At 53.5% G+C, this 12,623-nt stretch carries 10 protein-coding genes; 1 reads left to right on the forward strand and 9 read right to left on the reverse strand.

Going from position 1 to position 12,623, the window contains the following annotated elements; translation table 11 throughout:
- Positions 1-135 precede the first annotated feature (135 nt).
- The 8 genes from EKM99_RS11300 to EKM99_RS11335 form a co-directional block, all read right to left on the reverse strand.
- A complete protein-coding gene (locus tag EKM99_RS11300; protein ID WP_125583530.1) occupies positions 136-2,709 on the reverse strand; it encodes a carbamoyl phosphate synthase preATP-grasp domain-containing protein in 2,574 nt (857 codons plus the stop codon).
- A 2-nt stretch (positions 2,710-2,711) separates the two neighbouring features.
- Positions 2,712-3,791, reverse strand: coding sequence for a carbamoyl phosphate synthase small subunit (locus EKM99_RS11305; protein ID WP_125583531.1), 1,080 nt, complete (start codon positions 3,789-3,791; stop codon positions 2,712-2,714).
- Between the two features lie 24 nt (positions 3,792-3,815).
- Entirely contained in the window at positions 3,816-4,349 is a 534-nt protein-coding gene (gene pyrR / locus EKM99_RS11310) for a bifunctional pyr operon transcriptional regulator/uracil phosphoribosyltransferase PyrR (protein WP_125583532.1), read from the reverse strand.
- 134 nt (positions 4,350-4,483) lie between these two features.
- Entirely contained in the window at positions 4,484-5,407 is a 924-nt protein-coding gene (locus EKM99_RS11315; protein WP_125583533.1) for an RluA family pseudouridine synthase, read from the reverse strand.
- Positions 5,408-5,872 carry a signal peptidase II gene (gene lspA, locus EKM99_RS11320; RefSeq protein WP_125583534.1) on the reverse strand — a complete coding sequence of 155 codons (465 nt, stop codon included), beginning with the start codon at positions 5,870-5,872 and terminating at the stop codon, positions 5,408-5,410.
- 859 nt (positions 5,873-6,731) lie between these two features.
- On the reverse strand, positions 6,732-8,309 hold the full coding sequence (locus EKM99_RS11325) for an ATP-binding cassette domain-containing protein (RefSeq protein WP_125583535.1): 1,578 nt from the start codon (positions 8,307-8,309) through the stop codon (positions 6,732-6,734).
- A 236-nt stretch (positions 8,310-8,545) separates the two neighbouring features.
- Positions 8,546-10,201, reverse strand: coding sequence for a formate--tetrahydrofolate ligase (locus tag EKM99_RS11330; RefSeq protein ID WP_125583536.1), 1,656 nt, complete (start codon positions 10,199-10,201; stop codon positions 8,546-8,548).
- A complete protein-coding gene (locus EKM99_RS11335; RefSeq protein WP_125583537.1) occupies positions 10,198-10,617 on the reverse strand; it encodes an EbsA family protein in 420 nt (139 codons plus the stop codon). The genes EKM99_RS11330 and EKM99_RS11335 overlap by 4 nt, the downstream gene beginning before the upstream one ends.
- A gap of 38 nt (positions 10,618-10,655) precedes the next feature.
- Here EKM99_RS11335 and EKM99_RS11340 point away from each other — a divergent pair, with 38 nt between their 5' ends.
- Complete coding sequence (locus EKM99_RS11340; RefSeq protein ID WP_125583538.1) at positions 10,656-11,060, forward strand: ribonuclease HI family protein; 405 nt, start codon at positions 10,656-10,658, stop codon at positions 11,058-11,060.
- Here EKM99_RS11340 and EKM99_RS11345 read toward each other — a convergent pair.
- On the reverse strand, positions 11,036-12,160 hold the full coding sequence (locus EKM99_RS11345) for an NAD(P)/FAD-dependent oxidoreductase (RefSeq protein ID WP_125583539.1): 1,125 nt from the start codon (positions 12,158-12,160) through the stop codon (positions 11,036-11,038). The two genes, EKM99_RS11340 and EKM99_RS11345, sit on opposite strands and share 25 nt — an antisense overlap.
- Positions 12,161-12,623: the final 463 nt, after the last annotated feature.

Genomic DNA, 12,623 nt, shown 5'->3' on the forward strand with positions numbered 1-12,623 from the left:
ATACCGGAATCATGCCGTTCAGAAGATTGCATAGCAATTTTAATTATTTGACTGTCTACTTGACAAGGAGCCCCGCCCATACCCAATCACAGGTATGACGCCTTTTTGCTAGCTACAACTAGTCAAATCACACAACTAAATGGTTCGATTGATAATTTGATCCAATTCGGACGTGTCACTCAGGTTGGTTAGCGTTAAGGCCTCACTCGACCCAAACGCAATCGTCGCGCCCACTTCCTGATCGGTCGTTCCCGGCCGATTTAACACGTGGAGTTGCCGGAACGGAAAGGCTGCGTTCATGAGAGCGACCCGTTTACTATTGAGGTCGATCTTTATTTTGGCCAGTTCCGTGTCGTCCAGTGTCCCGATGTGTTGCCGGGTTAACATCCGCACCCAGTTCACGCCGGTCACTTTACTTAAGAACGCCATCTCCGTTAACCGGGTTGGCCGGACACCTACGACCGTCAATTGAGATGAGTCGGTCCCCTTGGGGGCAAACAAAACCTGCACCATCCCCGTCACTTGCCGGGCACTCACCGACTCTTTAGCCTGTTCCACCAAGTTCAACCGTTTGGCCTTAGGCAGTTCCGCTGGCATCCGAAAGGCCGTGACCTGTGCCAGCGACTTGTTCATCCCCGGCGCAATCATGTCCATCACGCCAATGGCGACTTTCTGCTGGTGGTGAACAAACAGGCTCACACCAATGGTAGCCTGTTTCGGCGCAGGTTCAGCCGTTTCTTGGTCGGGTGGCAGCACGTGGAGGTTCACCGACAACTTGCTCAGCTCACGGGTCAGGTAATGCCGGTTGCCAGGCACAATCACAATGTCCGGGTGCTCCACCTGAATCACGTTCAACACGTCCCCGAGCTGAATGGGATCGACGTACTGCTTGTCAGAAAATTCTGGCGCCACGCCCACCGCGTTGGGATTGGTGTTCATGATAATGGTGTGGTAGCCAGCCCGCTTGAGTTGTTTCAACATTTCCGTGGTAAAGTATTCTGCCGCAGAGTTGGGGCCCAGCTGGTTGCCGCCCCGTCCCAGAACCAAAGCTGTTCGGTCGCCCAAGGGCTCACTTTCATTTTCATACTCAAACGTGCTGTAGTAGGCGCTCAAGTTCTCCGCAAACTCCCCGGCGGTCGGCTCGATCATCTTGTAGGTTGGCGTAATCTTTGCCTGGGCAGATAGGTGGCGAATCGTAGCCGTATCCGTGTCCCAGATGCGGGCAATCATCCCATCCCCAAAGCCAAAGTACCGCGCACGCTGCAAGGTATCCACGTCCAATGGGTGTTCTTGGATTTGTTTTTCAATGGTTAAGAGGTGCCGTAGCTTTACAAAGTAATAGTTGTCAATTTTAGTTAATTCGCTGAGCTCATCCGGGTCATACCCGCGCCGTAGCGCTTCAATCAGGACTAAAATCCGGTTGGCCAGCGGATGAATCAGTTGGCGAATCATTTCACCATCTGTCAGATTGCTGACGGAGGGCAGGACGTCCCGCGGCGAAAATTGTGAGCTCCGCACGGCCTTCAACATGGCTTCCTCAACCGAGCGGCCCACCCCCACGGTCGATCCCACGGCCTTCATCACCGTATCCAAGTGTTGATCGGCATCAGGGACCTCTTGGAAGGGCCAAATCGGAATGCGCACGCTCACGTGATCAATGGTCGGTTCCATAATCGCCGTTTGCTTGACGTACTGGCTTGGTAACTTGATATCAACCAGGCGTTGTCCCAACAGCAGCGCGCCATTTACCAGCGCGATGGGATAGCCCGTCGTCCGGGCGGCCAAGGCTACTCCCCGAGAGAAGTACGGCGCAATCTTCGTCACGTAGAAATGTTGGTTGGCGGGATTGAGGGCAAAGTGAAGATGTAAGACCCCGACAATGTTCAGTTCCGTTGCAATGCGAAAGGTTGCGTCCCGCAAGTCTTGATACTCACGGTCATTCAACGTTTGTGGTGGCGTCACCAGGATAGAATCACCGGAGTGAATCCCAATCGGGTCCACGTTTTCTAAGCCGGCAATCAACACCTCGGTGTCCGCCACATCACGGACGGCCACCATTTCGATTTCCTTGTACCCAATGACACTTCGCTCCAGGGTACACTGGTCAAAGCGCGACTGTTGGAACCCTTGCGTCAAGGCATTAAACATGTCATCGATGTTTTCACAGACGGTCCGGTTGGTATCTAACCGCGGTGCCACTGGTTTCACAATCAGGGGGAAACCAATGCTCTCCACCAATCCCCGCGCCTCATCAAGGGAACCGACGACTTGGGCCTCAATCACGGGCTCGTGAATTTCCTTCAACGTCGCGTTCAACGCCGCCGGATTGTTGATCTGGCGCAGAGTCGTGGCTGGCATCCCCAGAATTCGGACATCAAAGTTGGCAATATCGCCATTTTCCACGAGTTCCTGGGTAATCCGAATGCCCAACAAGCCGCCCAGCGTCGGTAAGATGGCGTCCGGCCGGTCCTTTTCAATAATGTGGCGGACGTTGGCCGTGGTGACGGCTTGAACGTACATGTTGGTGGGTTGAATCTCTTCTAGTGCCACCGAAAAGGGGTTATTGTCGATAACCAGTGTCCGGACACCCTGCTTTTTAAAACTAGTAATGACTTGGACCGTGGCACTGTCCAGCTCGGTTTCATGACCGATCTCGGTGGGCCCGCCGCCAATAATCAAAACTTTTTGAATGTCATTCAAGTTTGGCAAGCTTATCCCTCCCGCCGTGCTGTCATTGCTTCCATAAATTCATCAAATAAATCCCGACTCTCATGGGGGCCCGGTGCGCCGTCCGCAAAGAATTGCACGGAAAAAGCCGGGAAGTCCCGGTGCCGCAATCCTTGAACGGTACCGTTGATCAGATCCACGTAGGTGGTGATCAATCGGTCGCGGTCAATGGATTTGGCGACCACCGCGTATCCCTGCCCCTGGGTCGCATAAATAATGTCGTTGGTAATGATCCGTCGAATGGGATGGGCACTGCCGTGATATTCCACCGGTAGCATCGTCAACTCCGCGCCATTTGCCAGGGCGAAGAGCTCGTGGCCCAGTCCAATCGCAAATAACGGGATCTCAGCCTGAACCGCGCGGATCATGTCCAGGACACCCGCCCCTAAATCAAGCGGTGACCCGGGTCCGGTAGACAGTAACACGCCATCGGGATCCAGGTTCAAGACATCTTGGGCACTCGCCGTCCAGGGCAAGACCGTGACGTTACACCGGCGCTCGGACAGTTGGCGCAGAATCCCATGCTTAAGCCCGAAGTCAATCACCACGACGTTCTTCCCGGTGTCCGGGTTCGGATACGGCTTGGGCGTGGCCACCTGGTCAACTTGCCGGTTGGTCAGCACCGTAGCATTCAATTGGTCAAACGCATGAGCGTCCGCCACATCCACGATACTGCCCTTCATGGGTCCGTCCTCTTGCCGCAGCTTACGAATCAAGTGCCGCGTATCGATACCACTGATACCCGGGATGTTGTGCTGCTGGAGAAATTCATCCAGGGACAGCCGGGATAACCGGTTAGTCGAGATGTTGGTCACGTCTCTGACTACCATCCCCTTGGCCGTCGGTAAAATAGACTCGTAGCTGTCATGGTTGATGCCCACGTTGCCAATGGATGGTTGGGCGAAGATAATAATTTGGTTGTGATAGATTTGATCGGTAATCGTTTCTTGATAGCCTAACAGATTCAAGTTGGAAATGACTTCTCCACTCGTGGTAGCACCGGCACCGAAGCCTTCACCGGCGTAAGCCGAGCCGTCTTCTAAAATCAAATAGCGTTTTGCCATGAAAAATCGGCCCCCTTACCAGTTCTAAGCTTGTTGAATCTCCACGGCGTCGCGGTCGTCGATTTCACTGACAGAAACGCTGATCCGTTCACGTTGCGAACTCGGAATGTTTTTGCCCACAAAATCCGCCCGAATGGGGAGTTCCCGGTGACCCCGGTCGACTAAGACGGCCAGGTTGATACTCTTGGGCCGACCTAAATCCATGACAGCACTCATCGCTGCTCGAATGGTGCGTCCCGTATACAAGACATCGTCGACTAAAATAACCTTCTTGCCGGCGACTGAGAAATCGATATTGCTCGCGGTCACTTTTGGTTCTCCCTGAGCGTCGTGGTCAATATCATCGCGATACGGCGTAACGTCCAAGTCACCCACTGGGACCGTGACATTTTCCAGCTGTTGCAAGCGACTAGCAATCCGTCGCGCGAGGTAGACGCCCCGCGTCTTGATGCCTAAAATGACGAGATCATCGACCCCTTTATTGCGTTCGATAATTTCGTAAGTAATCCGGGTCAGGGCCCGTTGCATTGCCATTGCGTCCACAACTACCTTTGCCATCTGTATTTCCTCCTTAAAAGTTCACGGCGTTAGCGTAAGTGCAGGAAACGGGCGCGTTTCTTCGGCAAAATGGTGAAGAAACCCGCCCGCCTGATTCGGCAAACCCGTTTATCTTAGTGCTAAGCATAAAAAAACTAAATTGCTTTGTCAACCGGTAACCCTGCCTGCAGGCGCAAGTGGCGCACGGCTTTGGCAAAATTTTCCGGAACTGGTGCAGTAAAGTCTAATTCTTCCCCGGTCGTTGGCTGCTTAAAGCCCAGCTCACGGGCGTGTAAGAACTGACCGGCGCCCTTTAACGTGCGCTTCGGACCGTATAGCGGGTCGCCCGCCACCGGGTGATTAATGTAGGCCATGTGCACCCGAATTTGATGGGTCCGACCGGTCTCCAAGCGACAAGCCACGAGGGTGTAGTTACCGTAGCGTTCCAACACCCGGAAATGGGTGATTGCTGGCCGGCCATCCGCCACCACTGCCTGTTTCTTACGGTCCTTCGGGGAACGGCCCAGTGGTGCGTTGATGGTGCCGTCCTCTTCCTTAAAGTTACCGTGGACGATCGCCACGTATTCACGCAGATTGGTCTTGGCTTGAAGCTGTGCCGACAGGCTCTGATGGGCATGGTCGTTCTTGGCCACCATCAAGAGTCCGGAGGTATCCTTGTCGATCCGGTGCACGATGCCTGGCCGCAGCGTCCCGTTGATGCTGGACAGCGGACTGTGGTACAACAAGGCATTCACCAACGTGTGGTTGGGGTGCCCTGGTGCCGGATGGACGACCATCCCCTGGGGCTTGTTGACTACAATCACATCGTCGTCCTCATACACCACGTCTAAGGGGATGTTTTCCGGTTCCAAATCCAGCGGTTCAGGATCTGGCAGCGCAATGTTCACCGTTGCCCCTTCCTTAGGCTTATCCTTGGGCTTTGCCGGTTGACCGTCAACCGTAATTTGGCCCGCTTCGATAGCATTTTTAGCCTGGGAACGGGAAATGGTTGCCACGTTATCCGCCACTAATTTATCCAGCCGTTCTGAAGCTGTCACTTGAAATTCTGTCGTTTGCATTTACCGTGCCTCCCGGCGATCGGCTAAGAACACGCCAATCGCAATTAAAATCACGCCCACCGTCAAACAACTATCCGCGAAGTTGAAGATGGGAAAATTAATAAAATCAAGTTGGAACATGTCGACCACGTAACCTTGTGACAGGCGATCGATAAAATTGCCGATGGTCCCCGCCATCATTAAGGCCAAGCCGAGTTCTTCCACCCAGTGTTCCCTTTGATTGCGGTACTGCCAGAAAAAGTAGCCCATGATGCCCAACGCCACGATGGCGATGACCGTGAAGAACCACATCTGGCCCTGTAAAATGCTCCAGGCCGCCCCGTCGTTACGCAAGTGCGTCAGGGACAGGAAGCCGGGAATCAGTTGGTGCTCGCCACCAAGGGCGATGTTGACCACCACCGCGTGCTTGATCAACTGGTCAATGACGACCAGTAGCACGATTAAGATTGTATCTGCAATCAGCATAAAGTCCGGAACACCTTTCCTATAAGTCGTTACCGAAAAGTATACCAGAAAATGGGGGTTCGCGGCCATTTCCCGGTTAGAAAATTACGAGATTATCGGCAACATTGCTGGTAACTACCGGCTTACCGTTCGCCAAATTTAGGTCGGAACGCTGTGGGCAGGACGCCGGAAGCCTAAGGAGCGGTCTTCCAGCTCGCTTTGAACCGCCAGAACCGCGTTTCAAAGTCGCCATTTTCCAAGCAAACCCACTTGGAAAATCCCACGGCTGAACCTAAATTTGGCTCACTCACGCCTACGTTGATCAAGTCAATGACTAACCGTTAAGTGCAGTCACTACCGTGGTTGACACTAACATGATGGTTTCATGTATTCTTAGCTGCACAAAATCAAAGATAACTGTGAGAACGGTACCGTAATTCTTTCTCTGCCGTAAACTCACGAGAAAATAAAAAATCGGCTCACAATGACACGCCGATTTCTTTGAAACAAAAACTGATAGCTTCAATTTTCCCGCTTAAACTACCGCTCTGCACGGTGGCGATAAGTGACACTCCCACCACGGTCCAGAGGCCAGCAGCCAGTCGTCAAAGGCATCCACAAAAATGATCTACGCCAACGTGATAGTGAACCACAACCTTAGCCGGAGGAGGCTGGAGATGGAGGCAGCTGTGACAACGGCGTTAGCTGAGTGAATTTTCTCAGCTTACACCGTGGGACGTGTTTGGAGCCTGATGACCTTTATCAGGCTTCAAACCGAGCCGGAGGACCGCTTCTCAGGCCGCAGGCGGTCCCCATAGATGCCGGAATCTCCAGCAGCCGCAGGCGATTGGCTAGCGCCCATATTATCAATGGCAGGCAATCACGCTTGTTGTGCAACGAGCTGGCCGTTTTGTAGCGTGTAGACGCGATCGAACAGCGGCAAGACTTCCGGTGGAATGTGGTGGTCGACCTCCACGATGGTCTTGGGTAACCGTAAAATCGTTTGGTGAATCGCAATCGACGTTTGTTCGTCCAAGGAAGCCGTGCCTTCATCAATTAGAATGAGCTCCCGATCAAACAGAATTGCCCGCGCAATTTCTAAACGCTTCACCTGACCACCCGATAAATTTTCGCCTTCATCCCCGATTTGGTAGTCCAAGCCGTCCTGCGTCAATAATTCCGTCAGGCCGGCTTCCTGGCAAGCGTGGGTCACTGCCGCGTCCGTGAACGTCATCCCCAGTGTCAAATTGAACCGGAGCGTGTCATTGAAGATAACCGGCGTCTGATTGACCGTACTCATCCCACCGTACTGGGCCGCCGGCTGGCCGTTGATGGTGACCTGGCCGCTCGTCGGTGCCAGTGCCCCGTCAATCATCCGCAACAGGGTCGTCTTTCCACTGCCGGACTCGCCTTGAATCAAGACATTTTCGCCAGCGTTAACCGCCAACGTTAGGTCTTTGAAAATCGGCGTGGCCTTGCGCGCAAAGGTAAGGTCCTGAAGCGCTAACGTCTCAAAGGCCGTCTCCGTCAGCTTGACCGCTTTGATCGGTTGAATGGCAGTCTTGATTCGCCGCCGGATGTCCCCCGTACTGTTCAGCGTGTTGAAGCTATTGATAAACTGGGTGGCACTCCCCACAATCATGTTAGAGGAATACTGAACTGCCACGAATTGTGACAGGCTCAGCTGGCCCTTCACCGTCACGTAAATGCCGATTCCAATGGGTATCATCATACACAAGTAAAACAGCGCACCAGCAACCGCGTTTGACAAGGCAATCGTGTTTTTGACCCGGGCATTGGCCTGCTCGACGCCGTGAATCGCGGTCGTTGTTTTGCCCGTGATGCCTGAGAACGCACGGTACTGCTGCAACATCAGCGCACCCTTCAACACATCTTTCAGCACGCTTGACCACTGCCCATTTTGCTGGGACCACGTTCTCGTACGGGCGTTGATTCGCTTACTAAACCGGCTGGGCACCACCGCGGGAATGACGGTAAAGGCCAGGAAGACCAGTGTTAGCCAGACATTGTTGACCATGGAATAGCCAAAGGTCACCACGCAGGTGATTCCGAGACTAATCAAGGTAAACAGCTGGCGAATGTAATTGTCTTCCAATAATTTCAAATCGTTTAGAAAAAAGGATAAATTGGTCGTCACAAAGTCTTTGGCCGCCACCGTTCGTCGTTCCAACACGCCCCGTAGCAGGTGCGCCTTCAACCGCTGATTGATGGTCACCACATTTTTATTGATCACCACCGTGTTGGCGTACTCTGCCAGGGAAAAACCAAAGTAAGCTAGGATCACCAGTACGATGAAGGGTAAAATCACTTGGACATTCTTCGTATCAATGATCTGAAAAATATATGCGTACATCCACGCGTTAAACGGTGTATCCAAGCCGGCCAAGATTGCGGTTACGATTGCCAGTCCCGCTAATTTCTTATTCACAAATTTCATTTCAGCACCCCTTTTTTCTCCCCGGCATCCCCGGTAACATCGTTATATCCTCACTTATTTATCATATTCTAATCCTTTTGCAATTTTTTTCCAGAGGCACCTCTCAGATTCCCTTAATTATTACTGATTTCACAGATTTATCCGCAAAAAAAGCGTTAATTACCAATCGTTGAGAAAGGTAACTAACGCTTTATAGGTTGCTGCAAAAAAATTTGAAGTGTCTAATCGTTAAAAGACTAGAACAGCCCCGTGATCTTGCCATCGGCGTCAATGTCCATGTCCAGCGCCGCGGGATGCTTGGGTAGCCCGGGCATTGTCAACACGTTACCGGTCAAGGCGACCACGAAACCAGCACCTAACCGTGGCGCGAACTCGCGCACGTGAATGGCGAAGTCCGTCGGGGCCCCCAGTTGGTGAGCGTCGTCCGTCAAGGAGTACTGAGTCTTAGCCATACAGACGGGTAAGGTGTCCCAACCGTACTTGGCAAACGTCTTCAGCTGACGAGCCGCCTTCGCGGACAGCTCAACCTTGGCGCCACCATAAATTTTCTGGGTGATGGCCGTCATTTGTGTCATCAGATCTGAGCCAGCCGGCGTTAACCGTTTGAAATGCTTGGGCGCTTGCGTGGCCGTGACGACCTTTTCGGCCAAATCAGTGGCACCTGCCCCACCATCGGCCCAAACGGTCGTGGTGGCCACGGGAACGTCCAATGCCGCTACTTCAGCGGTCAGGGCGGCCACCTCAGCGTCGGTATCACTCGTAAAGCGGTTGATGGCCACGACGACTGGCACGCCGTACTGCTGCATGCTGGCAATGTGGCGCTTCAAGTTGGCACTCCCCGTTTGCAGGGCAGCGACGTTTTCTTCGGTCAAATCGGCCCGCTTGACGCCACCGTTGTATTTCAACGCCCGAATCGTGGCCACGATGACCACGGCGTCCGGCGTTTGCCCCAGAACGGGCGTCTTGATGTCCATGAATTTTTCGCCACCCAGGTCGGAACCAAAACCGGCCTCGGTCACAGCAAAATCGCCCAGCTGAAGCGCTGTCTGTGTGGCCAAGACTGAGTTACAGCCGTGCGCAATGTTGGCAAATGGTCCACCGTGAATGATGGCCGGATTGTGCGCCAACGTTTGGACCAGGTTCGGTTTGATGGCGTCCTTCAACAGTAAGGTGATGGCGCCACCCACCTTCAAGTCGCCGACCGTCACGGGTTCCTTGTCATAATTATAGCCAATCAAGATGCGGTTGACTCGGCGCTTCAAGTCCGTTAAGTCTTCGCTCAAGCACAACACCGCCATGAGCTCGCTGGCAACGGTAATGTCAAAGCCGTCTTGCCGCGGCACACCGGACGTTCGACCACCGAGGCCAATCACCGTCTGGCGTAGTTCCCGGTCGTTGATGTCTAAGACCCGTTTCCACACGATTTGGCGGGGATCCAGGTTCAAGGCGTTTCCCTGTTGGATGTGGTTATCGATCAGGGCCGCTAATGTATCGTGGGCCTCGGTCAGGGCGTGCATGTCGCCCGTAAAATGCAGGTTGATGTCTTCCATCGGCACGACTTGGGCGTAACCACCACCCGTGGCGCCACCCTTCATCCCCATAACGGGCCCCATCGACGGCTCACGCAGAGCTAAGACAGTTTGATGGCCCAACAGGTTCAGGGCATCCCCCAACCCAACGACCACCGTCGATTTACCTTCACCGGCCGGCGTGGGATTGATCGACGTGACCAGCACTAATTTGCCAGACTTCTGGTGGCCGGGTAAGGGCAGATTGATCTTGGCCTTGGTGTGACCATACGGTTCAATTTGGTCGGCAGATAAGCCAACCTTCGCCGCAATCTGTTCAATCGGTTCTAACTTTGTTGCTTGTGAAATTTCAATATCGCTCACAGAGAGTCCTCCTTCACGCCGTTGGCCGCCATGGCTTCGCGTAACAGACCCGCCAGCTCAATCGCTGAGTTGCGGGGCAGTAGAAACTGATAAATTTTTCCTTGGGCGACGATGCCCAAGCGGTACCGTGACAGCTGGACACTGCGAACCTGCTTCAACGGAATGACCAAGTGCCGGTGATTCAAGACGGTGCTGACCGTCAAGACGCCGTTGGCCATGGTAATATTTCTAAAATGAATTTCCAGCCAGCACAGAAAGGCAAACGCCACGAAAAAGGCTAACGTATACCAGTTAAACGTGGTGACTTCCAGCCAGAAGATGGCACCCATGAAGAGAACCATGAGCGTCCAGCTCCAGTTAATAATGCTGCTGAGTGGATTCGGTTGATACAAAAATCGCCGTTCCTGGGTTATCATTAGTTTAAACACCTCACGAAAGAATTGGAGTGATCCCCATGTTTTCTCTGTATACCGATGCCGCGACACAGCCGCAAAATGGGCTCAGTGCCGGGGGCATCCTGATTATTCACGACCATCACCAGACGCAACTCAGTACGCCACTGACGGCCACGACCAATCACACCGCCGAGTTTGAAATTGCCCGGTTAGGCTTTGAAAAATTACTGACTCTAGCTTCTGACCCGGCTGCGACGACCGTCTTATTTTATACGGACAGTCAAATCGTCAATGACAGTGTGGCTAAACGTTATGCCAAACATTATCAGCAGTTGGTTGATGAGTTGCTAGCTGCACAAGCACCCTTTCAACTCGTTTTGACGCAGTGGGTGCCGGAGAAACAAAACCGTGGCGCCCACACCCTGGCCAATCAGGCCCTTCACTCTGTCGAAGACGTTAAGTAAGTGGTCAATGGCAACTCGTATTCGCTCCAGTCAGGCGTGCCACCGTACAGGGCGGATCCCGCTAATAACCGGCCGATTTGGGGACCAGTCGTTAAGCCCGATGACCCCAAACCAGAGGCAACCAGGATCTGTTCTTGATCCGGAATCGGCCCGAAGAACGGGGCAAAGTCAGGGGTGTAGGCCCGGGTCCCCACGCGCACGCCACTGATACTGTCGGTGGTCACGTCAGCCATCAACCGCTGCGCGCTCCCCAACAGGTCCGCCGTGACGGCAGGATCGACCGCCAAGTTGAACTGGCCATCGTCCTCGTGCGTCGCGCCAACAATTAATTTGCCATGACCAAACGGGACGAAATCACGTTCACCTTCCGGCATGACGACCGGCATATTTTCATTTAACGGGTAATCCTTGACGGCCAGTTCAATTAACTGGCCTTTTTGTGGTCGCACCGCCGCCGTGATACCCAGCGGGGCCACCAGCTCCTTGAGCCAGGCGCCGGCCGCAATAATCACCCGATCAAACTGCCGCGCGCCGAGTGACGTGATTACTTGGCCCTGTGGATCCAGGCTAACCCGTTCGTGGCGGACGGTGAGGTTCTTCGCGGTCGCTTGTTGCAGCAAACCAGCCACCAATGCCGCCCCGTCAACGCGCGCACCCCCGGTAATGAAGACACCGGGTTGCGGCTTGGACAGTAGTGGGACCTTGGCCTGAACTTCAGCGGCCGTTAAGGTGCTAACAGTACCCATGGTTGCGGCATCCTGCCGGCGTTCTTGGGCCAAGGCATACAGAGTTTCCAAATCAGTGGGAATCTCCCGGGTCACAATCGTCCCAGTCTGCTGATAAACATCGGTTCCTAGCCGGGCATTGTGCATCAATTCGGGGAACAGATCGGCGCCAGCCTTGGCTAAACGGTACCAGCGTTTGTTCCGCCGTTTGGACAACCAGGGCGATATAATTCCCGCAGCCGCCGTAGTTGCTTGACCAATGCCATCATCAAACAACGTGACTTTGGTCTGCTCGCTACCTGGCAAGGTGCTTAAATAGTAGGCAGCGGTCGCACCCACGATGCCGCCGCCAATAATTGCAATCCGTTTTTCCATAACGATATTGACCCCCTAAAATGTTAGCAAGCACTTGATCCCGGGCCTTATCCCGGGTGATTGCGCCTCCGGGCTGGTGAAAAATGGACTGGAACGCTGTGGACGGTCGTCGAAAGCCAAAGAACGGTCTTTCGACTTACTTTGAGCCTCACAGACCGCGTCTCAAAGATACCAATTCCCTAAGCAACCAAGACCGTTGCTAAGGGAATTTCCACGGCTGAGCCATTTTCACCAACCCTGCGGCTCACACACGCTTAACCCGGAATCACGTACTTTCTCTATTTTATGACTTCACTCCTGTAGGTAGTGGTTCTGGAACTCTGATACTACTCGCAGGATGACACTTCATTTATGCGATTCACCTAAATAGTCAATCGGCTCAAACCTAAACAGTCATTTGCCAAACAATGACTGACGCTTAAAGTTCAGGCAGCCCCTGAATTCGCAAGTCTTTGCTACGCTT

Source organism: Levilactobacillus cerevisiae, from assembly GCF_003946245.1.
GTDB lineage: Bacteria > Bacillota > Bacilli > Lactobacillales > Lactobacillaceae > Levilactobacillus > Levilactobacillus cerevisiae.

Bases quoted from the DNA above. Each gene is read 5' to 3' on its own strand.
- EKM99_RS11305 (WP_125583531.1), bottom strand. From the start codon at position 3,791: ATGGCAAAACGCTATTTGATTTTAGAAGACGGCTCGGCTTACGCCGGT.
- pyrR (WP_125583532.1), bottom strand. From the start codon at position 4,349: ATGGCAAAGGTAGTTGTGGACGCAATGGCAATGCAACGGGCCCTGACC.
- EKM99_RS11315 (WP_125583533.1), bottom strand. From the start codon at position 5,407: ATGCAAACGACAGAATTTCAAGTGACAGCTTCAGAACGGCTGGATAAA.
- lspA (WP_125583534.1), bottom strand. From the start codon at position 5,872: ATGCTGATTGCAGATACAATCTTAATCGTGCTACTGGTCGTCATTGAC.
- EKM99_RS11325 (WP_125583535.1), bottom strand. From the start codon at position 8,309: ATGAAATTTGTGAATAAGAAATTAGCGGGACTGGCAATCGTAACCGCA.
- EKM99_RS11335 (WP_125583537.1), bottom strand. From the start codon at position 10,617: ATGATAACCCAGGAACGGCGATTTTTGTATCAACCGAATCCACTCAGC.
- EKM99_RS11340 (WP_125583538.1), top strand. From the start codon at position 10,656: ATGTTTTCTCTGTATACCGATGCCGCGACACAGCCGCAAAATGGGCTC.
- EKM99_RS11345 (WP_125583539.1), bottom strand. From the start codon at position 12,160: ATGGAAAAACGGATTGCAATTATTGGCGGCGGCATCGTGGGTGCGACC.